Here is a 25,844-nt window from a genome sequence, read left to right as displayed (position 1 = left end):
CTACTCTTTACTATATAATAGATAAATTCAAATCTGTTTTATTCACTTTTCGCTATCACTATCTACTGCTTTCATCCATTTGAAACCATAATAGCGGGAACATACCACATTAACCAAATTCTCAGGGTCGTCACTCAAATCCTGAAGACCATATTTTACATGAATCTGGAATCTGTTGGTAAATGTGACTGTATCCACGCCCCTGTTCTTATAATCCTCAATTATTGGTTCCCTCTCTTTCCATGCGGTCGATGCAATGTGTATTGTCTGATATTTCCATGTATAATCTACAGCATAATATAAGAGAAGAACAGTCAGCATTATGATATTCAATACCTTCAAAGGTTTTATGCTAAAGTCCAGATTCGCGTATATCTGGAGTGCGGGAATAATAAACAGTACGATAATCCCAAACATAGCCCGTTTTTCGGACGCTGGAGATGCCATAAGGGCAAAAAGCGCAATAAATGCTGTAGCAAGAAATAACAGGGAAGATTTGATAACCATATCCCTTTCCTTGTTATCCTGCTTCTGACGCTTATAGATAATTAGCCCGGCGATATATGCCATCAAAAGAGGTAAAACAGTCAGCGCGGAGTACTTCAGTAAATTTTTCAGATTAAATAGATATGTACCCAACATTGTCCCCCCCTGTTCAGCTACCATTTGTTCTACCGAGGCAAGCCTCTCATAGTTACCGGGAGCCAATAACATCGCGCCACATCCCAGAATGGCTCCAATCAGTCCGGATATGGCCCATCCGGGCAGTTTCATTTTTTCTCTACGGTATAAGAAAAGGCAGGCTAAAATATAGAAAATCAGGGCAAGGCCAATATTCTCATTTGTCCATCCGGCAATGATACCGATAATAAAAAACAAAATCACTTTCAATACACCATTCGAATATTCCCTATTGCGGAAATATATGTAATACGGATACATAAACAATAAGACAATGAGCATCCCCCATAAATAATTCGCACTACCGGTTTTCCACAGGACAGTCTGGCAAAATGCCAACTGCAAAAACCACACGCATACATGGCATAAGAAAAACACAAAAGGATTTACTTTATTATTTTTATTGGCAATTGAATACATCACATACAGCAGCGCCACATAAGCCGCAGCATTCAACACGCAGATCCAAAAGAAGTCAAGCAACAGTAACGCCTGACAGATAATATGAACCACTGTACGCCCTCCCCACGTAAAATAATGATTATACTGTGATACAAGTATATCGGAAAGAGAACTGACTCTTTCGTTTTCCATAAAAACAAAATTGTAAGTCCAGTCATCGAGAAACAGAGGATAAATATAGTTCAGTATATAAATCATACAGTAAACAAGGGAAACAACAAGAATCATCAGTGCAGATCTCTTGTTTAAGATAGATTTAATTGAAAAATTATTTTGCATAAATAAAGTATATTTTATCTGTTTATGTTTTATGTAGGGGCGTATTGCATACGCCCGCTTTGTTCGGTTTGTTTGTGGGCGTATGCAATACGCCCCTACAGTTGATATGTTGCAATATTATCATTACTCAATCTATACCAAATTTGCTACTAAAAATTTACGAATCAACTCCGCATCCTCACCACGTCTTCCAACATAGCTCTCCAACTGGTCGTCCAGAATATTTCCGATATTGAAATATTTGGATTTAGGATGTGATATGATAATACCGCTTACCGAAGCATTCGGTATCATTACCCCGTTTTCGGTAAGTTCTACACCAATCTCATTTGATTGTAATAAATCATGATTCAGTAAGAAGTTTATCGACTGGTCGGGAATAGACGGATAACCCACAGCCGGACGGATACCCTGATATTTCAGAGTAAACATATCATTAACTGAAATATTTTCGTCCGGAGCAAAGCCCCAATATTCTTTCCTTATCCGGGCATGTAGCCATTCTGTTGTGGCCTCAGCCAGACGGTCTAATACAGATTTCAACAGTAGCACTTTATATTCATCGCCCTGACGTTCGTATTCGCTCATCAGTTCGTTAGCTCCTACTCCGGCCGTTACGGTGAAACCTCCTACATAGTCTTTTTTACCGAAGGACTTAGGCGCCACAAAGTCGCAAAGTGACAGATATTCTCCTTTGTCATTCTTTTTTTGCTGACGGAGCATTGGGAAACGGAGACCATTGATATACAGGCTTTCATTCTCGCTATATGCTTCGAAAACGCCAAATACGGCATTGATATAATCTGCTTTGTCGAACACAAGCTGGTCTAACAGGGCTTTAGCGTCCCTGTATAGTTGCATGCCTTCAGCAGCTTTTTCTCGCTCCTGTTCTGCGAACGAGTTGAGCCATGTAGTACGGCAGGCAGCACAATCATCTATACTCTGCGCAGTAGCGTAGCGGGCGGACAGGTTCCATGAGTGGAAAAAGAATTTCCAGTCGATATACGGAACTATTTCATCCACCGGAATATGCTTCAAGGTTTGACGACCTTTCACTTTTGGTTCGGGAGATGTATAATCTGACCAGTCTATTTTCATACCCTTATCCAATACTTCCGATAAAGGCAACAGGTCTGCTTTTTTATCCCCTGCATTATCCCTCAGCTGCGAATATTCCTGTTTTACCTCGTTTATATAACCGGCTTTTGTATTCGGATTAATTAATTTTCCGACTGCAGCAGGCGCTTGCGAGGCATCTTTTACATATATTACCGATCCGTTATTATATTTCGGGTCTATCTTTATAGCAGTGTGCAGCTTCGATGTAGTAGCGCCGCCAATCATCAATGGGATGGTAAATCCTGCCTTTTCCATCTCATGTGCCACAATGCTCATTTCTTCCAGAGATGGCGTAATCAGTCCGCTCAGGCAGAGGATATCCGGTTGTTCTTCTTTCACTTTCTGAATAATCACCTCCGGTGGAGTCATTACCCCGAGGTCGATAACCTCATAGTTGTTGCAGGCAAGGATAATGGATACAATGTTTTTGCCAATATCATGCACATCGCCTTTTACGGTGGCTATCACAAGTTTTCCGGCTTTATTGCTTCCTGCCGAGGATGCTTTCTGAGCTTCTAATGTAGGTTGCAGGATAGCTACGGCACGTTTCATCGTGCGGGCTGTTTTTACCACCTGCGGCAGGAACATTTTGCCCGAACCAAACAGGTCGCCAACCTTGTTCATACCATCCATCAGCGGCTTGTCGATAATATCTACAGCCTTCGGATACACTTTGAGCGCTTCTGCCAAGTCTTCTTCCAGATAGTCGCTTATACCTTTAATCAGGGCATACTGAATACGTTCATCCAAGGGGTATGAACGCCATTCTTCTACTTTTTCTTCAGTCTGTCCCGATTTTTCATTTTTAATCCTTTCGGCATATTCTATCAGTTCGTCCGTAGCTTCCGGCCTGCGGTTGAAGATTACATCTTCTACAAGGTTCCTCAATTCCAAAGGGATATCATCGTACACTACAGATTGTCCCGGATTGACAATCCCCATATCCATACCACGCTGAATGGCATAATACAGGAATACGGCATGCATCGCCTCGCGCACGTAGTCGTTGCCGCGGAAAGAGAAAGACAGATTACTTACCCCTCCGCTTATTTTGGCATGCGGCAGGTTTTCTTTTATCCATGTAATGGTTTCCAGAAAGTCTACAGCGTAGTTGCGGTGTTCTTCAATGCCTGTGGCAATAGCCAATATATTAGGGTCGAAGATTATATCCAGAGGATTAAATCCATCATTCACAAGGATTTTATATGCCCTTTCGCATATTTCGATCCGGCGTTGGAAAGTATCAGCCTGTCCTGTTTCGTCAAAAGCCATGACAATGACAGCCGCGCCATATTGGCGGATAAGCCGTGCCTGACGCAGAAATTCCTCCTCTCCGCCTTTCAGGGATATAGAGTTCACGATAGGCTTGCCTTGTACGCATTTCAACCCGGCTTCGAGCACTTCCCATTTGGATGAGTCTATCATTACCGGTACGCGCGATACATCGGGGTCGGATGCCATCAGGTTGAGAAAAGTAGTCATTTCCTTTACTCCATCCAGCAGGCCTTCGTCCATATTCACATCCAGTACCTGCGCCCCGTCTTCCACCTGCTTGTGTGCAATGGTCAGGGCTTCTTCATAGTTTTCCTCTTTAATCAGACGGAGGAATTTGCGGGAGCCCGCCACATTCAGGCGTTCCCCTATATTGATAAAGTTGATTTCGGGTTTAGCTTCCAACAGTTCCAAGCCCGAAAGCCACATATATTTTGGTTTTCCGGTAGACCTGTGAGGCATAGCGCCTTTCACCAAATCAGCATATTTAGCTATGTGGGCAGGTGTAGTACCACAGCAGCCGCCTACTATATTCACCAAGCCTTCGTCTACAAACTCCTTAATCTGACTTGCCATTATCTCAGGTGTCTGGTCGTATTCTCCAAACTGGTTTGGCAGACCTGCATTCGGATGAGCGGAAATAAGGCCCGGAGCTGTCCGTGCTATTTCTTTCAGGAACGGCTTCATCTCTGATGCGCCGAAAGAGCAGTTCAGCCCTACAGAAAGATAATCGATATGGCTTATAGATGCCAGAAAGCCGCCGATTGTCTGTCCCGACAGTGTGCGCCCGGCTTTATCGGACAATGTTACCGATATCATTATCGGCAGATCTATATTCCTTTCTTTGCGCACCTCATCGGCAGCAAAAAGAGCCGCTTTTGCATTCAGCGTATCGAAGATAGTTTCGATCAGCAACAGATCGACTCCGCCATCGGCTAGTCCTTCTATCTGCTCCTTATACGCAGCATGTAAATCATCGAAAGTGACGGCACGGTAGATGGGATTTTCCACCTTCGGGCTCATGGATGCCGTTTTGTTTGTAGGCCCTACAGAACCAGCCACAAAGCGAGGCTTGTCGGGGTTTTGCTTTGTAAATTCCTCAGCCGCCTTTTTTGCGATACGGGCTGCTTCACGGTTTACCTCTTTTACCAGATGGGCTATACCATAATCTTCCATCGATATGGCAGTCCCATTGAATGTATTGGTTTCGATAATATCCGCGCCTGCATCCAGATATTTGCGGTGAATTTCTTCTATTACATCCGGGCGGGTTAGGTTAAGCAATTCGTTATTTCCTTTTTGCAAAATGGTTACATCCCTGAACCGTTCGCCCCGGAATCCTTCTTCGGTTAGTTTATATTGTTGTATAAGACTACCCATTGCCCCATCGAGGACAAGGATTCGTTGTTTTAATATATCTTGTATTTTTTGCATCTACTACCTGTTTCTGTATTGGAAATTCTCTCTGGGTTTTTAAAGACAAGAGCCTGTATATTCCCTGTCGAATGTGAAATCTTTATTGTGTGTGTTTTGATAGAACTAATTCTTCATCGCACGATCCATCGCACGTTTGTCGTCTTTTTCGCGTAGCGACTGGCGTTTATCGTACTGCTTCTTACCACGGGCTACAGCAATGTTGACTTTAGCTAATCCACGCTCGTTCATGAAAATACGTGTGGGAACGATTGTATATCCGGTCTCCTTTACCAGACGTTGTATCTTCTTCAGTTCCTTTTTGTTCAGTAAGAGCTTGCGGTCGCGGCGTGCAGCATGATTGTTGTACGAACCATAAAAATACTCGGCAATATACATATTGCGTACCCATAGTTCGTTTTTCTCAAACATACAGAATGTGTCTACCAGACTGGCTTTGCCCAGTCGAATGGATTTTATTTCCGTCCCGGTAAGGACAATCCCGGCAGTATATGTCTCGATAAATTCGTAATCGAAACTGGCTCTTTTATTCTTTATATTGATATTTGGTTGAGTCATAATTTATAATGTTCTTATCCGAACCTACAAAAATACTAAAATATTGGGTTTATTCTGTTTATCGTCCTCAATATTATAGGAATTTTAAACCGAAAAGGATTCCAAATATTTGGAATCCTTTTATTTTATGTTGAGACAGACTATTTCTCCCTTATTATAATATTAATCGGAGTGCCCGACAAATCCCAGTTGTCACGGATGCGGTTTTCCAGAAAACGTTTGTAAGGGTCTTTAACCCACTGAGGCAGATTACAGAAAAACACAAACGAAGGAACTTGTGTGTTCGGCAACTGAGTGATATATTTAATTTTAATATATTTCCCTTTGTTTGCAGGCGGCGGCGTATGTTCTATAATCGGCAATAATACCTCATTTAGCTTATGTGTAGGTATTTTTGTCTTTCTCCGTCCATACACTTCTTTAGCTGTTTCCAGCACCTTCAATATGCGTTGCTTTGTAAGCGCGGAAGCAAAGATTATCGGGAAATCGGTAAAAGGCGCCAGACGTTGGCGGATAGCATTCTCGAATGTTTTGATAACGATCTGCTCTTTATTCTCTACCAAATCCCATTTATTCACGCATACGACAAGCCCTTTCCGGTTTTTCTGGATAAGAGAAAATATATTCAGGTCCTGGCTTTCGATACCTTGTGTGGCGTCAAGCATCAGCACACATACATCCGAATTTTCGATAGCCTTGATAGAGCGGATTACGGAATAATATTCCAGATCTTCCGTCACTTTTCCCTTCTTGCGTATACCTGCCGTATCCACAAGGTAGAAATCCATATTGAACTTATTGAAACGGGTATATATCGAATCGCGTGTTGTGCCTGCTATATTGGTCACAATGTTGCGTTCCTCGTCCATCAGCGCGTTTACCATAGACGATTTTCCGGCATTGGGGCGACCGACAATAGCGATACGCGGTATTTCTTCCAGCACCTCATCCTCTCCTTTTTTAGAGAATTTTGTGATAATCAGGTCGAGCAGATCACCTGTACCGCCTCCGTTTATTGCCGATATATTGACAGGGTCGCCCAGCCCCAGCGCGTAAAACTCCGCCGACTGATGATGCAGGCTAAAGTTATCAGCCTTGTTCGACACCAGTATGATCGGCTTTTTGGAACGGCGAAGCATATTACCTACTGCCGAATCCAGATCTGTAAGGCCATTCATCACATCTACCATAAATAGAATGACATCGGCCTCTTCTATCGCGATGGATACCTGTTTGTTTATTTCACTTTCGAAAACATCATCCGAATTGACAACCCATCCGCCGGTATCTACAAGCGAGAATTCCTGTCCTCCCCACTCTACTTTCCCGTATTGGCGGTCACGCGTTGTTCCCGATGTCTCATCGACTATAGCCTGACGACTTTCAGTCAATCGATTGAATAAGGTCGACTTGCCTACATTAGGGCGTCCGACTATAGCTACTAAATTTCCCATAATTGTATACTACACTGTAATTTTGTGCAAAGGTACGTATTTTTATTGAAAACGTATTTACATAAAAGGGCTTGCTATAAGAATGCAAGCCCATATTTTGAGAAGATTATATAAATTTATTTATTGAAAACATATTTCACGTTACACCACATCACTGTGTCCGAGATGTCCTTCATATCCTGCAATCCGGAATATCCGGCATATTGAAGGACTTTGTCCAAAGTCTGAACATCGGTATGAACACGCACAGTATCTTTTTCCCTCTGCGAATCCCAGTAACGGGAGATATACCGTGTCCGGTACAGGCTATCCATACTTCCTACGGCAACAAAGCGGGGAACTCCTCCCGTTTTGAATATAAACAGTGAATCTCCCTTAAATTCGTAGGTAGATACAATCTTTGTATACCCGGTAGAATCTGTATAGGTAAGCATACCATCGTTAAATTCCGCCTTGAAATCATTATACAGGTTTGCATTATAAGCACTGCTCATATATCCACTAAGCGCGACACTCTTCGCACTGTCAGCCGAACCATTTTGGTCTAACGGGAACACGTATTCCTTACCTCCCTGCGAAGAACCTATATAGATTTTAAAATCGGCAATATCAGTCTTTGAATATCTTATTACATTATTTTCTCCATCGCCACTACAAGCTGTATAAGCCAGAACAAAACAAATAAGAAAAGCAACTATTATTTTTTTCATTTTCCAGTTCTTTTTTCAGAGTGTAAAGATAATTAAAACACCTGTATTCCGGTAATAAAATAGGTATCACTTGAATCCGCGATCTCCACGGCTTCCATTTTTATATAACGTATTTTTACCGTATTATTATCAAACAAGGTAATATCCTGCCGTACGGGATTATTCGCGATATTATTAGAGCCTGTTTAAATTTTACCGAAAATTTTTATTATAGGCTCTTGTAATTCATTCTTAGCAACTTTTTTATGCTCTTTCTTAGCGTCTTTTCCCCTTTTTACTCTTGGTTTAGCCCGCTAAACCAAGAGTAAAAATGATAAAATCCATCTAAAAATAGCTATAAAAAAGATTTGCTATAAAATTTAAACAGACTCTTAAAGATCGCGTTCTTTTTTACCTGTGTCCAATCTTTGCCATCAGTACTTACATAGAAGTTATGCGAATCAAGGGTTAAATGTGCCGTTAGGCACATCATATTGGTAGAAACATGAATGAAATTCGTTTTTTTGTGCCGTCAGGTACAAAATGTGAATTGTTCTGTAGATATTGCGTACCTGACGGCACGCAATTAACCGGTTAAAGCTTCTTTCTACCAACATCCAGTCCCTAAAGGGACAAAAAATAGCACATTTAACCCTTGATTCGCATAAGTTATATCTCAATATATTTGACGATTGCACTTTATTTAGGGGCATATAAGAGAAGCCTTTCACGGATACGGTTTCTCCCATATCTATCATTAAAGGTATATTTTGTTTATCTCCAGATATGTATTGTTGTCTCCATCTGTTATTTTTGACAGGTCTGCTTCCGGTACTGTCAATTTCCATTTTGAAGTAGATCGTACCGTTTTATTTCCTGCACTCACGTTTTCCGATACGGAAAATTGTTCGGGGGCATTATAGATACTGACCTTACTGATAAGAGGGCAAGCCAACGCGTCGAACTCTATCTTTATCTTGCGGGTTGCAATCCACGGAAAGCGCAATATCCGTTTATAACCTATCGTTGTAGCCTGTGCAAACTCAGTCCAGTCGCCTTCCTTATTGTTCCAGTATTTTACACGGAAGGAAGAAACGCGCTGTCCCAAAGGGATATATTCTTGCAACAGCAGCCTGTTAAATTTCTTTATCTCATTAAAGTCTATTTCTATAGAGGGATTTTATTCACTGTCGTCCGTTGCCCAATACGTATTGTAATCGTCATCTGATAAATTCAGGACAGAAAAGTCAACAGAGTTTCCCCTTGTATTACTCGCCTTGATTTCAGCGCCTGCTATCAAATCCTCTTTAAAAGAATCACTTACCGCATCACGGAATTCCATTAACCGGATTGAATCGTTTTTATGAATACGTCCCCTCCTGTCAGGAGGCACATTCAGCAGCAGATTTGAATTCCTACCCACAGAGGTGTAATATATATCCATCAATTTATCTACCGATTTTACTTTATCATCGGTAGAAGGGCTGTAAAACCATCCCGGACGGATAGAGACATCTGTCTCCGCGGGAACCCATGCTTCCCCGCCTTGTACCCCGGTGTTTAAGACCTCTACAGGCGGAGCGCCATGTCCCGGTTCAAAGCCTTTTATATTTAGAGTTGACCAGTTTGTCTCACCTGCCACACCCTGCTCGTTACCCATCCAGCGGCAACCAGGGCCTACATCACTGAATATGATAGCATGAGGCTGATTACGGTACACTACACTGTGAAACAGTTCCCAGTCGTAAACCTGCTTTTTCCCATCCTTTTCTCCACCGTTAGCGCCATCGAACCACTGTTCGAAAACCTCGCCGTAATTGGATAGCACTTCCTCGAGCGTATGCGCAAATATCTGATTATACTGCAACTCCGGAATAAATATGGACATACTGGGATTGGTTCCGTAAGCCGGATGATTCTGATCCCAAGGAGAAAGATATACGCCAAATTTCAGTCCATACTCACGGCAGGCATCGGACAACTCCCTGAGCAAATCGCCCTTACCATCTTTCCATAAACTCTCTCTTACCGTATGGGTACTGTAGTTGCTTGGCCACAGGCAAAATCCGTCATGATGCTTCGCCGTAATGATAATTCCTTTCATCCCCGCGGCTTTGGCTGTAGCTGCCCACTGGCGGCAATCCAAATCCGTAGGGTTAAATACCTTCGGGTCTTCCTTTCCGTCTCCCCATTCTACATCGGTAAATGTATTAGGCCCGAAATGGACAAACATATAGTATTCCATTTGTTGCCAGCTAACCTGATCTTCGGTCGGAACTACACCATACGGTTTAGGTGGGTTTACCTGAGCATGTAGAAACTGGGCTATAGAAAAGAAAAGGAGAATGAAGAAATTGAATGTGGATTTCATGGGCATCAAGGTTAAACAATATAGGTTGAAGAAAAATAAAATATTCATCTGCCTCTGTGAGACAGATGAATAGGAAATATGACCGACAGTTGTATTAGCGGCCTAAAGCCTCTATATTTACAGCTTGTAACTGCTTAGGGAATGTAGAGTCTGAATCTATTTCATAGACCCACCTTGGATTTTTTATTACTTTTTTCGATTCGGAACAGCCAAAAGTGCGCTGACTGTCTTCCTCCGGTTCTGAATAGAAATATTCTGAAAAATCAAAATCATCTCCTTCTTTTGTCGACATAATAAAAATACGGTTACTCATCACAAAATAACCATAGGTTTTTTCTCCGGGTTCTACAAGTTTGTGCCACTCGTTATCGATGGCTGTGATATCCATTTTCAACACACCTTTTTCTTTGTCTTTCGAGAAAAGTATTTTTGTTACAGGCCAGAGATAGCCGTTTTTACGACGGAATATAAAATTACTTATATCGGATGTCAAATGCCCTATTTTGGCATCTTTCAGTAAAAAACACGACAAAACCAGCTTGTTTGGTTCATCTTTAGGTTGTGTAAGGGCAAACGTTTCGGAAAAGAAACAAATGAGGAAGATTGATAGAATTGCAATTTTTTTCATAAATGGATAAATAATTTTAAGCGTCACAAAAGTACAATTTTTTTCTAAGTTTCAGTTCTTATATGATAAATGCTATAAATAGTTAATCTTTTTTATTAGATGAGACTTATATTTTACATTTGTATGTAGTTCATAATGTTTATAATCACTTAAAGATATGAAGAATATTATAAAGATATTAAAGAAAGCAGGCCTTTTTTTATTCGGTATAGTGTTAATTATATGGGGCTATAGGGTAAATGCTGCCAATATAGAAGAAAAAGCCGAAGAAGAAAAAAAGAATAAAGAAGCTGAACAATCCATCGTTACCCCTCAGGCAGAGGCAGTCCCTGTTGAAAAAGCAGAAGCATCCACAGCGCCGGAAACCAAGAAGGAACCTACAACCCCTAAAGTTGCAAACAAGCAAAAAGAGGTTCAACAAACCAAGCCTAAAACTCCGGCTGCCACTCCTGCAAAGACTCCGCCGACAACCCCTGTAGCCGAAAAGAAAACAGAGAGTAAAGCTCCAGAAGAGCCGGCAAAAGTAGAGGAGCCAAAGCAAACAGTGATAGAAAAAGCGACTCCGGAAGAATCTTCAGGAACCGAATAATCAGCCAGATGGACTTACTGTACAAAGCCCAGACGCGTTTCTTATTCCACGCGCATATAAAGATCAAGCTATCTGCCTTTTACGAAGACAGCATATTCGATGAGCTATTTGCGGTACTGGCAGATGTTGACAAAAAGCACAACTCCTATCAGCCAGACTCATACATCGACAAAATCAACAGGAACAGTGGCAGCTTTGTAGAGGTAGATGATGAGACTATCAACATACTGAAACAGGTAATCCGCATATCGGATATCTTTGACGGAACATACGATATAACCGTTATGCCGCTCATCAGGCTATGGGGTTTCTATAAAGATGAACAGAAACGGATACCGTCTGTAGAGGAAATAGTGGAAGCACAAAAGCTCATCGATTACAAAAAGATAGAGATAAAAGGCAATCAGGTAAAAATAGGGAAAGGGCAGGAAATCATTACAGGTTCGTTTATTAAAGCCTACGCTGTGGACAGGCTAGCCGATAAAATGGCAGAAATAGGAATAACGGACGCTATCATAAATGCGGGAGGCAGTACGATCAGGGCTATTAACAACGAATCGCACCCTTCGTGGCAAGTTATGGTAAGGCATCCGCAGAGTGAAGAACTTCTGTTCAGGCTGAATATAGCAAATGAAACCTACTCCACGTCATCCCAAGCCAAAACCTTTGTGAGCATTGACGGAAAAGAATACGGACATATACTAAATCCCATAAGCGGTTTTCCTTCCGGAAATAAGCAAGTCGGAATAATCAGCGATAACTGCATGATTGGCGATATCGTTTCCACGGCCTTATTCAATGAATCGCCTGAAGGATTTCTTAGAAAGACGGAACTATTGTCGAAAGACTTTAACATAAAAGGATTTATGATAGACAATAATAATAAAATAATAGCAGCCCCCTAAATCCCCCAAGGGGGACTCAAGCCTTCCTTCCGGGGAAGTTGGAGGGGCTCTAACTCATTATATCTTATGATGCATATATTCTCCATGAAAGGAAAGACCAAAAAGAAAAGCATCCGGACAATCGAAGATGCTCCTTTCCTATACATTCCCATATCGCAGTATCTGGGCGAAACGCCTGTACCCGGGGTAAAAGCCGGGGACAAAGTCATGAAATACCAGCAAATCGCGGTTTCGGAGAAAGGTCTTTCGTCAAATGTACATGCTCCGGTTTCGGGTCAGGTACTCGAAATAAAGGACATTGAGTTTCCGGACGGGACATCGACCCCATGCATTGTTATCCAGAACGATTTTCAGGAAACAACAGAGAAGCTCCTTTATTTTAATACCGATGACCTCAGCCCTGAGCAACTATTAAATATCATACGGACAAACGGTATTGTAGGAGAAGGAGGCGCTCAGTTCCCCACCGCGGTAAAATATACCCTCGACGGGCATAAAATAGACATCTTCATCGTAAACGGTACGGAATGTGAGCCATACCTAACTTCCGACTATGCAGTAATGGCTGAACGGACTCAGGAGTTGTTTGAGGGAATAGGCTTTATCAACCGGATACTGAATGCCGATAGCATCGTTATCTCGATAGAAGAACAGAATAAAGAGTTGCAAAAAGCCTTTGCCCCATACCTACAGCAAGCTGAATATCGGAATGTACGTGTAGCCATTCTTCCTAACGAATATCCTCAGGGAGGCGAATTACAGCTTATAAAATCCGTAACAGGCAAAGAGTTAGGCAGATTCCAACGCCCGCGTGAAGCCGGGATAATAGTCAGCAATGTAGGAACGGTACATGCCATATACGAAGCCGTAAAGAACGGCAGGCCGCTCATTAGCCGCATTATTACCATATCGGGCGAAGAAGCGGCGCATTACGGGAACTATGAGGTAAAAATAGGTACGCCTGTCGAACATATCACTAAATCGCTCGGACTGGATTCCGGCAACATCAGGATCGTACTGGGTGGCCCGATGATGGGAAAAGCCGTGAACGACCCTTCGGTGCCAATAACAAAAGGCTCATCCGGAATACTGTTTTTAAAGAAAGAGGCAGTAAAACGCAGTAACTGCATTTCGTGCGGATATTGTGTAGATGTATGCCCCATGCACCTGATGCCGATGAAGTTTGAAGAAAACTACAGGAAAGGCAAGTATTTCAACCTTGAAAAATACAGCATCAGCAGTTGTATCGAATGTGCTGCCTGTGAATATATCTGCCCGAGCAACGTACCACTCATAGAAAGTATAAAGGAAGGAAAACTCAAACTTAAAGAATTAGCTAATGCAATCCAATAAAACTACATTCGCGCCTTTTATAAGAAAAGATAACAGTACCAGTGAAGTTATGTCAGACGTCATACTGGCATTACTGCCCTGCATTGTGATGTCATACCTGGCCTTCGGATTCGTTCCGGTCATGGTGGTACTGGTAGCCGTGGGCAGCGCGCTGGTTACGGAGTTCATCTTCTCCGCTATCTTTTTCAGGAATACGGATTCCATTGCCGATGGCTCAGCCATTATCTCAGGCATCCTGCTATCCTTTACTATCGCCCCCTTCACCCCGCTTTATGTGGCCGCGTTCGGGGGAAGTATGGCTGTGCTGTTCGGTAAACTCCTTTGGGGCGGACTGGGACGTAATATGTTCAATCCGGCTCTGGTAGGCCGTGAATTTATGACTGTATTCTTTCCCGCTGTGATGGCTTCACGTACTATCTGGTACGACAAAACGGCTGTGAACATAAGCGAAATAGATATATTCAGCAATGAATTTATCAACCATCTGTTTTACAAAGCATCGGGAGCCATCGGAGAATATTCCATCTTCTTTCTGGTACTCGGAGGCTTGTTCCTGATTATCAGGCGCAGGATATCGTGGCATATACCTTTTGCCCTGCTGGCTGCATTTACGATATTACTCTTAGTGTTCTCCAATCTGACGGATTACAAGATACAATTCTCTCTGGGAGGACTATTGCTGGGCACCATCTTTATGGCAACCGATATGCCGACCAGCGCAACCACAAATTACGGAAAGCTATACTATGGCGCCATGATAGGCATAGTAGCTATTATCTGCATCGTCAATGATGTGAAATACGAATATATGTCTTATTCGATACTGCTCTTAAATGCCTTTGTTGCTCCGGTCAACTGGGTATTCCGCCCAAAAGTATGGGGACAGAAGCTTGATATAATGACCCGTTCGTGGCAGGGGCTTTCCCTTACCGCATGCGTTCTGATAGCGACATTTGCTATTATATACCTGCATCATGCGGAATTGGTAATGTACCTGGTGTTTATTTATATCGCATACTGTATTATTCGGTTTATAGCTAAAGGAACGAATTATTAATGCGAATCAAGGGTTAAATGTGCCGTTAGGCACATCATATTGGTAGAAACATGAATGAAATTCGTTTTTTGTGCCGTCAGGTACAAAATGTGAATTGTTCTGTAGATATTGCGTACCTGACGGCACGCAATTAACCGGTTAAAGCTTCTTTCTACCAACATTCAGTCCCTAAAGGGACAAAAAATAGCACATTTGACCCTTGATTCGCATTATTAAGAGCCTGTTTACTCACATCTTTATCTCAATAAAAATCCTCCTCCGATATAATTTTGTATTTTTGTTAAATAAAAAATTACGAAAGTGCTTTATAAAACAAGAGGACTGGTCTTAAATACCATAAACTATAATGACAAGTATGTGCTTGCCCAGATATTTACCGAATCGTTCGGCAGGGTAACTTATATGGTATCCAAGGCAAAAGGGAAGAACTCTAAAGCTCCCAAGTCGCTCTTTTCCCCGTTGGCTATGCTCGATATGGAAGTGGAGCATCAGGTAAACAGGGATATACAGCGGATACGTGAAGCCCGTTCAGACTTTTACCTGTACGATATCGCTGGGGATATGGGCAAAACATCTATGGCATTTTTCCTTTCGGAATTTCTGACGAGGGTTTTGAGGGATGCCGACGACAGCCGCTTGCTGTTTGGTTTCCTTGAACAGTCGGTACGGATACTGGAAATGACAGATAACAGCATCGCAAATTACCATCTGGTATTTATGCTTAAACTCAGCCATTTTATGGGCTTCTACCCCAATCTGGAAGAGTACAAGGAGAATAGCCTGTTTGATATGATAAACGGGGAGTTTGTCGCCTTGCAGCCGCTGCATAAGCATTTCCTGAACAGATACGACAGCAAGGCGTTATCCATGCTTGCCCGTATCTCTTATGAAAATATGCATCATTTTGTATTCAGCCGGCAGGACAGGATAAATATAATAAACAGGATATTAGAATATTATCGTTTACATCTGTATGATTTTCCGGCATTGAAATCGCTGGATGTATTACATGAATTATACACCACTCCCGACCTCCCCAAAAGGGAGGAGTAGACAGAAGTCCCGGAAGCCTTGATTATTTAGAGCCTTAGAATTATTAAATCTTTTATAAGTACATGACAAAAAATATTGACACTGGCTTGAAAAGCCTGATTTTCATAACCGTAGGTCATCGACCTGCGGAGATTGCAACATACAGAAACTACTGTCTGAAAGACAGGACAACACATTGTCTTGCCTTTCAGGCAAGTAGCTTTTTGCCTTTTCGTCCGCATGTTGCGCTACGCTTACATACGGTTATGAAAATATTGCCTTTCAGGCAATCTGTTTATTATCAACAATTTTCATATTGAATATTATTTTTTGTCATGTACTAAAAAATCTTTTAATTAAAATATGGACGAAGTCAGAGAATCGTACAAAAGCCTTATAACGAAAGAAAATACTAAATTGTCGAAATTGAAAACGGCAATATTCCAGATCGGTACACTGCGCCTTGCAATAGTACTGGGCTGCATCGCGCTGTGCTGGATTGTGTGGGGGCATAGCCTGATTGTTGCGGGAGTAATCATTGCTTCGGTAATTCTTTTTCTTTTCCTGATGAAATATCATAACAGGCTTTTCCTGAAACGGAGATATTGCGAACTGCTGATACAGAACGCGGAGAATGAGCTAAAGGGGATCGAATACGATTTCTCTGCTTTTGACGGAGCACCCGAAAAAGCGGATGCCAATCATAGCTACAGTGTCGATTTAGACCTGTTTGGCAACCATTCTTTCTTTCAGTCGGTAAACCGCACAGTGACGTCTTTCGGCAAAAACAGGCTAGCAGATACGCTCTTGGAGCCATTTGAGAAAAAGGAAGATATAGTGGCACAACAGGAGGCGATAAAAGAACTGTCGGGCAATCCGCGCTTGCTGAATCATTTCAGGGCTGTGGGGCAAATGAGCGAAACCGAAGACCTCAATATCCATTATTTCTCCCAGCAGTTTATGCAGACGAAGTTACTGTCGAAAAGCTTCTGGCGGTATTTTATCTATATCGCTCCGGCTGCGTTTATCATATCCGGCATATTGTCTGCTTTGGGGCTGGTACCTGTTTCTGTGCTGGGGCTGTGCTGGACGTTGTTTTTTGCGATAAGCCTTGTGCCGCTGAAGGATATCCGCTCGAAGATGAATCTTTTTGAGAAAAAGATAGAAACGCTGCAAACATATTCAAGTATCTTTGAAATCATAGAGTCGGAAGAGTTTAAATCTCCGATGCTCGTTGCATTGCAAAGTAAAATCAGGGATGGGGAGCGCGCTTCACTGGCTATTCATCATCTGAGGTCGTATAGTAATAATCTCGACCAGTCTTCAAATATATTGGGTTTACTCATTCTCAACCCTGCTTTTTTTTGGAATGTGATCTATTCCATAAAGATAGAAAAGTGGATAATGCAGCATAAAGGGAATATCATCAGCTGGCTGAAAGTTCTGGCTAAGTTCGACAGCCTTGTTTCCTTAGCTGTCTATGCTTACAATCATCCTGACTATATCTATCCGGAGGTATCCGATACATATATATTGGAAGGCAAGGAGCTTGGGCATCCGATGTTGAACCGTAAGGTCTGCGTGCGTAACGATGTCACTATCGGCAGGCATCCCTTCTTCCTGGTGGTTACAGGCGCTAATATGGCAGGCAAAAGCACGTACCTGCGCACTGTAGGTATAAACCTGATGCTTGCCTGCGCGGGAGCTCCGGTATGTGCCGCTTCATTAAAGTTTTATCCGTATAAATTAGTGACAAACCTACGTACATCCGATTCATTGGCAGATAACGAATCTTACTTCTTTGCAGAGCTGAAACGCCTGAAAATGATTATCGACCGCCTGCAATCGGGAGAACAACTATTCATCATACTGGACGAAATACTGAAAGGCACTAACTCCGAAGATAAGCAAAAAGGCTCTATTGCCCTGATGAAGCAGCTGGTTTCTCTTGATGGGAACGGTATAATAGCTACACACGACCTTGTATTGGGTAATCTGGAAAAGGAATTTCCCGACGCTATAAAGAACTATCGTTTCGAAGCTGATATCAAAGACGACCACCTGTCATTCACTTACAAGATACGGGAAGGCATTGCCCAGAATATGAACGCCAGCTTCCTGATGAAAAGAATGGGTATTACGGGACTGTAACGTCCCTCCCGACCTCCCCAAAAGGGAGGTGTGGGCAAAGCCCTGTGAGAGTTTTGAATGTTAATAAATTGAACTATGAATATTGTACCTGTTTCCTTGTCGCGGCCTGCGGCTTCTTCTCCTTTAGAGAAGGCGGAGGGATGAGGTGTTTAACTGCTAACTGAACATGGAAGACATATTACACTACATCTGGAAATTTCGCCTTTTTCAAAAAGACCTGAAAACCGTTGACGGGCAGCCAATCGAAGTTATTGATGTGGGGTTGCCGAATACAAATTCAGGTCCCGATTTCTTTAATGCCAAAATCAAGATAGGAGATAAAGTCTGGGCGGGGAATATCGAGATTCATACCAGTTCGGACGAATGGAAAAGACACAACCATCATACCGATAAGAGTTATAACTCCGTGATACTCCATATAGCGGAACGGGTAAATTGTGAGGTGTTTAACGAATCGGGGCAACCTGTCACACAGTGTGAAATGCCCTGCCCGCCACATATAAGGGAGAACTATGACTTCCTGATACATTCCAATACTGATATTCCTTGCTGTAACTATATTGGTTCAATGCCTTCTATCCACCTTAATTCGTGGATGAATACGCTACTGATAGAACGGATGGAACGGAAAGCCAACCACATACAAAGCTTGCTCGAGCGTTTTAATAATTCGTGGGAGGATGTTTTTTATGTCCTTCTTTCGCGAAACTTCGGCTTCGGGTTGAACTCCGACTCCTTCGAACGTCTGGCGCTGAGCCTGCCACTGAAATGTATACAAAAGCAGGGCGATAACCTGATACAGATAGAAGCGCTCCTGTTTGGCCAGGCAGGAATGCTCGATAATGTGAAAGTTGAAGATGATTACCACTCCTTGTTGAAGAAAGAATATGACTTCCTGAAAAATAAATATGAATTGAAACCGTTAGATTCATATATATTCAGAAGTATGAGAACGCGGCCTACGGCTTTTCCCCAGATCAGAATCGCTCAACTGGCTGCATTGTTGCACAGTTCACATGGATTATTCTCTAAGATCACAGCGTGTGACGATGCCGGGCGCATCCGGTTGATGTTCCATGTCAATGCTTCCGAATATTGGCAGACACATTATGCTTTTGGGGTAACGTCTGAGCGTAAATCGAAATATCTGGGAGATTCGTCACTGGATATTATATTGATTAACACAGTGGCTCCTATATTATTCATATATGGAAAGAATATCGATAACGAAGTACTTTGCGAACGTGCATTAAAATATCTTGAGATGCTGAAGCCCGAGCTTAACAGTATCACAAAACGTTTCTCAAAACTGAAGATGCCATTGAATAATGCTGCCGACTCACAGGCGATGATACAGCTCAAACGCGAATACTGTGAACAACGCAAATGCCTGTTTTGCAGGATAGGACATCAGTTATTAATCAGTTAGCAGCAGTAAGCAGTAAGCAGTGAATAATTCATAACTCATGGCTCATTATTTTTAACTAAAATACACTTTTACCGGGCTTTGTCCACTCCTCCCTTTGGGGGAGGTCGGGAGGGGTGTCATAACTCATAATTCTTAATTTATAACTCATGAAGTACATAGACTTATTTGAACATCTCAAAAAGATTGAAAATTACACGGATAATGAGATTGAAATAGACCAAAATCTTGTAATGCGCAATTTTACGTTCGAATCCAATTACCGCTTTATTCTTCCCGGCGGGTTGGGGAATAATGATGATTATGAATTCATTCCGAGTGAACCGCAGGACTACGAGCCTGATGTTATTCAGCAAATGCTGAATAAGAAAGACTCGGAGATACAAGAGAATATCAAGTTCAGGTACCACATGATTATGCCTAAAAAAGAGGTCAAGTCCAAAGGTATCATCTTCTTGTTTCATGGCTTTAATGAGAAGACATGGTATAAGTACCTGCCTTGGGCAAAATATATAGTAGACAAAACGGGCAAATCGATTGTCATGTTCCCAATCGCTTTCCACATGAACCGTGCTCCGGCAGTATGGAGTAGTACACGCGAAATGTACAGGGTAAGCGAGCAGCGTAAGGTACGCCATCCCGCCGTGATTTGTTCCAGCCTGTCCAATGTGGCTATCAGTACGCGGTTGCATAATAAGCCGCAACGCTTTTTGTGGTCGGGACTGCAAACCTATTACGATGTAATCGACTTTGTAGAACATTTTAAAGAAGGACTGCATCCGGCAATAGACAAAGATGCCTCCATCGATTTCTTTTCTTATTCCATCGGTACATTTCTGGGAGAAATACTGATGATGAGTAACAAGGATGGCTTTTTCACGAATTCGAAATATGCGACGTTCTGCGGTGGAGCCGTGTTTAACCGCCTGTCTCCGGTTTCTAAGTTTATACTCGATAGCGAAGCCAATGTGAGCCTTTACTCGTATGTAGTAGAGCATCTCGAAAGCCATATGAAGCGCGATGAGGTACTTCGCCATTATATGCATACACACCCCGAAGGAAACAATTTCAGGAGTATGCTCAACTATAAGATATTGACCTCCAGCAGAGAAGAAACACTCAGGAAAATGAGCCATCAGTTCTACGCTATTACGCTGGCGAAAGATGAGGTGGTTCCGCCTTACGAAGTAGTCAATACATTACAAGGTTCACGCAGGGATATTCCGATCAACATCGAAATATTGGATTATCCGTATAAATATATACATGAAGACCCGTTCCCTGCACTTACCAAGATCGCTGATGAAGTAGATGAGCAATTCAGGTTTACGTTCGATAAGATCAGTGCTTTTCTTCAATCTTAGCATTTCCCCTGTGTTTCCTGAATCTCAGGAATACGATGACAGCTCCGGTGAGTAATATCAGAATCGGCCATATTGTAATGAGAGCAAGGAATATAGCGCATATTACATCCCATCCGTCGCTTAAGGCGTCTATTATTTTTGAGCCGAATCCCGGTTCATAGTGTTTAATATTCTCTGTATCGCGCGCTACTTTCTCTTTGTATTCGGTTCTGTCCTGATAGAGGTTAATGTAGATAGTGCTGTAGGCTATCCGGTCGTTTGTCTTATATTCGGTCAGAAGGGCTTCGTCAGCCTGCTCCAACGCGTTGTTCAATGCGTCTTCGGCATCCATCGCGTCATTTAGCTTTCCGCTTCGGGTGCCAATAGCCTGCGACATCCGTTGCTGTTTCTTTGCCAGGCGCTGCTGCTTCATCTTGTCCCACATCAGGTCGAAGGTTACATCCCGTGCTTCTACCGTACGGTAGTCTATTACGACTGCCAGCGGGGCTATCTGTCTCAGCGTAGAATCCAGTATCTGGTGTGGCACACGCAATTCGAGGCTTGCAGACAGGTCGTTGTAGCAGATCAGATAAGCCGAATCTTTCGAGATATTTACAGTACTGGTACGCGGATCGTTACTAATAGTGGAATTTATAATGAAGCCTTTATTACTTATTGTAATATCCTCTATTCTTTGAGCAGCCTGCGGTATATCCTTTACCTTGAATTTCATCTTGGCGGTACGTATAAATTTGTGAATACCATCATCGTATTGTGCAGAAGCGGCTTTGGTCGCTATAAAGTTCGGCATTGGCGATGGTACAATTTGCGGCGGTACAAATCTGAGTACGGAGTTTTCGTCGCTGGCAGATGCATAACTCTTTTCTTCTTCTACAGGGATAGATGAGAGTGCGTATGCCTCGTCCATTGTTGCCATCTTGGTATTGTTACCACATGATATAAAGCCTATCAGGATAAGCATGGTAATTAATTGGATATTCTTTGCATGTTTCATAATATTATTTTTTAATTTCACGTTTTAGTAACTGTTTAAATTTTATTCGTTCAAATTTTTAGAGATGTTTTAGAGATGTTATTTTCTTCCTCGAAACGATAATAGTGGGCTATTTGAGTTGAGAGAAAGGAAAAAACAGCCGAAAACAGACTAAAAATGAACGAAGAAAAAGGTATAATAAAATATTCGTATAAAATTTAAACAGTTACTTAGTTAATAGATAGCTATAAATGGTTAATTCCATAAACTTCTGTCAGAAATAATTGTTTTTAAGGTCACTGAACTCTTTATTGTTTTGTTGTTATAACAACAGAAAGAAGTTATGATTCGAAACACTTCATCAAATTCTATCTATTACTTTATTAGCGAAAAAGTAAGTTATAATGAAAATTGACAAAACAAACGCTGTCCGGCTTTTGGATAAAGAAAAAATCGAATATAAACTTATCACGTATCAAGTTGACGAATCAGACCTTAGTGCCGTCCATGTAGCGGAACAGTTGAACGAACCTGTGGAGCAGGTATTCAAAACACTGGTACTGAAGGGGGATAAGTCGGGCTATTTTGTGTGCATCATACCCGGAGCTGAGGAGTTGGACTTGAAGGTTGCCGCAAAAATATCAGGAAACAAAAATTGCGATATGATTCCCATGAAAGACTTACTCGGAATCACAGGCTATATCAGAGGCGCCTGCTCGCCCATCGGTATGAAAAAACAGTTCGCCACTTATATCGATAGTTCGTGCCAAAACTTCAATTATATCTATATTAGTGCCGGAAAACGAGGTTTGCAAATACAATTAAATCCGGCGGATTTAATACAAATAGTCAATATTAATACAGGTAAACTTATTAAATAATGTACTAGCGTTTCGGGCGTAAACTCTAAGCGTTGATACATGTATCAAAATGTCAGATTCGTATGTTTAAAGACATCTTTTTTTTTAACATCTTTATTGTTTAAAAAGGGAAATATAATAAGAATAACCTATACCTTTGTGTGTGGAATAAAAATAATTATGAGTTGTAAGTGATGGATTATGAGTTGTAAACTCTAAACCTTGCACTTTAGACTTTAAACTTATATATAAAGAAATGGCCAAAATAAAAGGAACAGTAGTCGTAAACGAAGAGCGCTGCAAAGGCTGTAACCTCTGCGTAGTTTCATGCCCTTGCGACGTTTTGGAATTACAGCCGCGGAATGTAAATAACAGAGGCTACCACTATGTTTACATGAAAAACCCCGACTCTTGTATAGGTTGTGCAAACTGCGGATATGTATGCCCTGACGGATGTCTTACCATCTACAAGAAAAAATTTGAATAAACGGTAACGGATCATTATGGCATTTTGCCTGATAGGTTCGTTTTTTTAATTAATCAACAGTAAGTAATACAGCAATCCTGCTATGACACAAGGTGGCTGTACTGCTTAAAAGTAATAAAATAGGTCCTGCGACCTGAATAAAAAGCTTATGTCAGAAGAAATAGTTTTAATGAAAGGCAATGAAGCCATTGCCCATGCTGCGATAAGGTATGGAGCAGACGGCTACTTCGGCTATCCGATTACTCCACAGTCGGAGATAATGGAAACATTGATGGTCGAAGCGCCGTGGAAGACTACCGGTATGGTTGTCCTTCAGGCTGAGAGTGAAATTGCATCTATAAATATGGTATATGGCGGAGCCGGATGTGGAAAAGCCGTTATGACCTCTTCTTCGAGCCCGGGTATGAGCCTTATGCTCGAAGGTGTTTCTTATCTTGCCGGAGCAGAGCTGCCTTGCCTGATGGTAAACGTGATGCGCGGCGGACCGGGACTGGGAACAATACAACCATCACAGGCCGATTACTTCCAGACTGTAAAGGGAGGGGGACATGGCGACTATAACCTGATAACCCTTGCACCCGCATCGGTACAGGAAATGGTCGATTTCGTAGCTTTGGGCTTCGACCTCGCATTCAAATACCAGACTCCAGCGATGATACTTACCGATGGTGTCATAGGACAGATGATGGAAAAGGTAAAACTGCCCGCGTTTAAACGCAGAAGAACCGAAAAAGAAATACGGGAGCAATGTCCTTGGGCGACATTAGGTAAGCCCGCCGACAGAAAGCCGAATATAATCACATCGCTCGAACTCGATCCTTACAAAATGGAGATAAACAACCTCCGTTTTCAGGCAAAATACAAGAAGATACAAAGCGAGCTCTGTATGCATCAGGAAGTTAATTGCGAAGACGCCGATTACATCCTTGTAGCGTTCGGCTCGGCCGCGCGTATCTGCCAGAAAGCTATGGAACTGGCACGGGCGCAAGGCATAAAGGTAGGTCTGATAAGGCCGATTACCTTATGGCCTTTCCCATCGAAGGAGATAGATAAATATTCGACCAAGGTAAAAGGAATGCTTACAGTGGAAATGAACGCCGGACAAATGGTGGAAGACGTTCGTTTGGCTGTGAACGGGAAAGTAAAGGTAGAGCATTACGGACGTTTGGGCGGCATCGTTCCTACCCCTAGCGAAGTGGTGGATGCTTTACAGAACAAATTCGATTGTTGAAAGACAGTTGATTGATTGAAAGTTAATTAATAGGTCTGTGACCTTTAAAGTTTAAAACATTATGGATACAAATATTATAGATCCGGCTAACTTGGTATATGCCAAGCCCGCGTTGATGAACGATACGGATATGCACTATTGCCCGGGGTGTTCACATGGTGTGGTTCATAAGGTGATAGCCGAGGTTATCGATGAGATGGGATTGCGTGAAAATACAGTGGGTATAGCACCCGTAGGCTGTGCCGTGTTTGCATACAGCTATCTGGACATAGACTGGCAGGAAGCAGCACACGGACGCGCGCCTGCACTGGCTACGGCTGTGAAGCGCCTCAACCCCGATAAGATGGTGTTTACCTATCAGGGCGACGGAGACCTAGCCGCCATTGGTACGGGCGAGACTATACATGCCGCCAACAGAGGCGAAAATATAGCGATCATCTTTATCAATAACGGCATATATGGTATGACCGGAGGGCAGATGGCTCCGACAACGCTAAATCACATGAAAACGTCTACCACACCTAACGGGAGGGATATAAATGAAAACGGTTATCCGTTGAAGATTCTTGATTTGCTGGCTCAGCTGGAGGGTGTATGCCTGGCTACACGCCAGAGCGTACATACAGCGGCATCGGTAAAGAAGGCGAAACGTATGATACGCAAAGCATTCGAAAATTCGATGGAAAATAAAGGTACATCCATCGTTGAGATTGTATCTACATGTAATGCAGGTTGGAAAATGACACCGGAGGCTGCAAACGAGTGGATGGTGGAAAATATGTTCCCTGCATATCCGTTAGGCGATTTGAAGAACCTTTAAGTAACAGTGAGGTTTTATACATATAAAAGTAATAATATAGGTCAGCGACCTTAAACCGATAAGCATGACACAGGAAATTATAATAGCAGGTTTTGGAGGACAAGGAGTGTTGTCGATGGGCAAAATACTTGCTTATTCAGGATTGATGGAAAACAAGGAAGTATCATGGTTCCCGTCCTACGGGCCGGAACAACGTGGTGGTACGGCAAACGTGACCGTTATCCTGAGCGATAATCCTATCAGTTCGCCCATAGTAAACGAATATGATATTGCCATTATACTGAACCAGCCTTCTTTAGATAAGTTTGAGTCGTCAGTGAAGCCGGGAGGAATATTGATTTATGACCCCAGCGGATTTCAGCATCCGCCTACACGCAAAGATATCTATGTGTACAAAATAGAGGCGGTAGACACAGCGGCATTGATGAAGAATACAAAAGCCTTCAATATGATTGTATTAGGCGGATTGTTAAAGGTTTCACCAATGGTGCAGCTGGAAAATGTAATGTTGGGCTTAAAGAAGTCCCTGCCCGAAAGGCATCACGGGCTGCTGCCTATGAACGAGCAGGCTATACTGAAAGGGATGGAAGAGATACAGGAGGTACAGAGACCGGGTTGATATTACAGGGTGCTGCCCCTAAAAGCCTGT

Annotated in this window: 22 protein-coding genes; 13 read left to right on the top strand and 9 right to left on the bottom strand. The window is 42.4% G+C overall.

Features of this window, described 5'->3' with window-relative positions; all coding sequences use genetic code 11:
- Positions 1 to 42 precede the first annotated feature (42 nt).
- The 8 genes from D0T84_RS04255 to D0T84_RS04225 form a co-directional block, all read right to left on the bottom strand.
- Positions 43 to 1,371: a DUF6056 family protein gene (locus D0T84_RS04255; RefSeq protein WP_255495193.1), complete on the bottom strand. Its 1,329-nt coding sequence runs from the start codon at positions 1,369 to 1,371 to the stop codon at positions 43 to 45.
- 183 nt (positions 1,372 to 1,554) lie between these two features.
- Positions 1,555 to 5,247: a methionine synthase gene (gene metH / locus D0T84_RS04250; RefSeq protein WP_163306360.1), complete on the bottom strand. Its 3,693-nt coding sequence runs from the start codon at positions 5,245 to 5,247 to the stop codon at positions 1,555 to 1,557.
- A 105-nt stretch (positions 5,248 to 5,352) separates the two neighbouring features.
- Positions 5,353 to 5,805, bottom strand: coding sequence for an SsrA-binding protein (gene smpB / locus D0T84_RS04245; RefSeq protein ID WP_163306358.1), 453 nt, complete (start codon positions 5,803 to 5,805; stop codon positions 5,353 to 5,355).
- A gap of 140 nt (positions 5,806 to 5,945) precedes the next feature.
- Positions 5,946 to 7,259 carry a ribosome biogenesis GTPase Der gene (der, locus tag D0T84_RS04240; RefSeq protein WP_163306356.1) on the bottom strand — a complete coding sequence of 438 codons (1,314 nt, stop codon included), beginning with the start codon at positions 7,257 to 7,259 and terminating at the stop codon, positions 5,946 to 5,948.
- A 116-nt stretch (positions 7,260 to 7,375) separates the two neighbouring features.
- Positions 7,376 to 7,969, bottom strand: a complete 594-nt coding sequence (locus tag D0T84_RS04235) for a hypothetical protein (RefSeq protein ID WP_163306354.1) — start codon at positions 7,967 to 7,969, stop codon at positions 7,376 to 7,378.
- 736 nt (positions 7,970 to 8,705) lie between these two features.
- Complete coding sequence (locus tag D0T84_RS22805) at positions 8,706 to 9,074, bottom strand: hypothetical protein (protein WP_255495182.1); 369 nt, start codon at positions 9,072 to 9,074, stop codon at positions 8,706 to 8,708.
- A 54-nt stretch (positions 9,075 to 9,128) separates the two neighbouring features.
- Positions 9,129 to 10,319, bottom strand: a complete 1,191-nt coding sequence (locus D0T84_RS22800) for an alpha-L-fucosidase (RefSeq protein ID WP_255495181.1) — start codon at positions 10,317 to 10,319, stop codon at positions 9,129 to 9,131.
- Between the two features lie 94 nt (positions 10,320 to 10,413).
- Positions 10,414 to 10,947: a hypothetical protein gene (locus D0T84_RS04225; protein ID WP_163306352.1), complete on the bottom strand. Its 534-nt coding sequence runs from the start codon at positions 10,945 to 10,947 to the stop codon at positions 10,414 to 10,416.
- A gap of 157 nt (positions 10,948 to 11,104) precedes the next feature.
- On the opposite strand from D0T84_RS04225, the gene D0T84_RS04220 reads away from it, so the two are divergent.
- The 8 genes from D0T84_RS04220 to D0T84_RS04185 all read left to right on the top strand — a co-directional run bounded on the left by D0T84_RS04220 (position 11,105) and on the right by D0T84_RS04185 (position 20,824).
- Positions 11,105 to 11,536 carry a hypothetical protein gene (locus D0T84_RS04220; protein WP_163306351.1) on the top strand — a complete coding sequence of 144 codons (432 nt, stop codon included), beginning with the start codon at positions 11,105 to 11,107 and terminating at the stop codon, positions 11,534 to 11,536.
- A gap of 8 nt (positions 11,537 to 11,544) precedes the next feature.
- The gene (locus tag D0T84_RS04215) at positions 11,545 to 12,441 is read left to right on the top strand and encodes an FAD:protein FMN transferase (RefSeq protein ID WP_163306349.1); all 897 of its coding nucleotides are present in this window, start codon (positions 11,545 to 11,547) and stop codon (positions 12,439 to 12,441) included.
- 66 nt (positions 12,442 to 12,507) lie between these two features.
- A complete protein-coding gene (rsxC, locus tag D0T84_RS04210) occupies positions 12,508 to 13,794 on the top strand; it encodes an electron transport complex subunit RsxC (RefSeq protein WP_255495180.1) in 1,287 nt (428 codons plus the stop codon).
- A complete protein-coding gene (locus D0T84_RS04205) occupies positions 13,781 to 14,851 on the top strand; it encodes an RnfABCDGE type electron transport complex subunit D (protein ID WP_163306347.1) in 1,071 nt (356 codons plus the stop codon). The genes rsxC and D0T84_RS04205 overlap by 14 nt, the downstream gene beginning before the upstream one ends.
- A gap of 300 nt (positions 14,852 to 15,151) precedes the next feature.
- Positions 15,152 to 15,904, top strand: coding sequence for a DNA repair protein RecO (gene recO, locus D0T84_RS04200; RefSeq protein WP_163306345.1), 753 nt, complete (start codon positions 15,152 to 15,154; stop codon positions 15,902 to 15,904).
- Between the two features lie 342 nt (positions 15,905 to 16,246).
- The gene (locus D0T84_RS04195; RefSeq protein WP_163306343.1) at positions 16,247 to 18,034 is read left to right on the top strand and encodes a hypothetical protein; all 1,788 of its coding nucleotides are present in this window, start codon (positions 16,247 to 16,249) and stop codon (positions 18,032 to 18,034) included.
- A gap of 166 nt (positions 18,035 to 18,200) precedes the next feature.
- A complete protein-coding gene (locus D0T84_RS04190) occupies positions 18,201 to 19,463 on the top strand; it encodes a DUF2851 family protein (RefSeq protein WP_163306341.1) in 1,263 nt (420 codons plus the stop codon).
- 146 nt (positions 19,464 to 19,609) lie between these two features.
- Positions 19,610 to 20,824 carry a DUF6051 family protein gene (locus D0T84_RS04185; RefSeq protein ID WP_163306339.1) on the top strand — a complete coding sequence of 405 codons (1,215 nt, stop codon included), beginning with the start codon at positions 19,610 to 19,612 and terminating at the stop codon, positions 20,822 to 20,824.
- Here D0T84_RS04185 and D0T84_RS04180 read toward each other — a convergent pair.
- A complete protein-coding gene (locus D0T84_RS04180) occupies positions 20,802 to 21,818 on the bottom strand; it encodes a DUF4349 domain-containing protein (protein ID WP_163306338.1) in 1,017 nt (338 codons plus the stop codon). The two genes, D0T84_RS04185 and D0T84_RS04180, sit on opposite strands and share 23 nt — an antisense overlap.
- A 383-nt stretch (positions 21,819 to 22,201) precedes the next feature.
- Here D0T84_RS04180 and ybaK point away from each other — a divergent pair, with 383 nt between their 5' ends.
- The 5 genes from ybaK (at position 22,202) to D0T84_RS04155 (ending at position 25,814) form a co-directional block, all read left to right on the top strand.
- Positions 22,202 to 22,678, top strand: coding sequence for a Cys-tRNA(Pro) deacylase (gene ybaK, locus D0T84_RS04175; protein WP_163306336.1), 477 nt, complete (start codon positions 22,202 to 22,204; stop codon positions 22,676 to 22,678).
- Positions 22,679 to 22,913: 235 nt separating this feature from the next.
- The gene (locus D0T84_RS04170; protein WP_163306334.1) at positions 22,914 to 23,144 is read left to right on the top strand and encodes a 4Fe-4S dicluster domain-containing protein; all 231 of its coding nucleotides are present in this window, start codon (positions 22,914 to 22,916) and stop codon (positions 23,142 to 23,144) included.
- Positions 23,145 to 23,292: 148 nt separating this feature from the next.
- Complete coding sequence (locus D0T84_RS04165; RefSeq protein ID WP_163306332.1) at positions 23,293 to 24,375, top strand: 3-methyl-2-oxobutanoate dehydrogenase subunit VorB; 1,083 nt, start codon at positions 23,293 to 23,295, stop codon at positions 24,373 to 24,375.
- A 61-nt stretch (positions 24,376 to 24,436) separates the two neighbouring features.
- Positions 24,437 to 25,195 (top strand): thiamine pyrophosphate-dependent enzyme, encoded by a 759-nt coding sequence (locus tag D0T84_RS04160; RefSeq protein ID WP_163306330.1) that lies wholly within the window; start codon positions 24,437 to 24,439, stop codon positions 25,193 to 25,195.
- Positions 25,196 to 25,259: 64 nt separating this feature from the next.
- The gene (locus D0T84_RS04155) at positions 25,260 to 25,814 is read left to right on the top strand and encodes a 2-oxoacid:acceptor oxidoreductase family protein (protein WP_163306329.1); all 555 of its coding nucleotides are present in this window, start codon (positions 25,260 to 25,262) and stop codon (positions 25,812 to 25,814) included.
- The last annotated feature ends 30 nt before the right edge of the window (positions 25,815 to 25,844 follow it).

Origin of the sequence: Dysgonomonas sp. 521 (assembly GCF_010501055.1) — a bacterium.
GTDB lineage: Bacteria > Bacteroidota > Bacteroidia > Bacteroidales > Dysgonomonadaceae > Dysgonomonas.
This window is presented reverse-complemented; position numbering and strand designations above follow the sequence as displayed.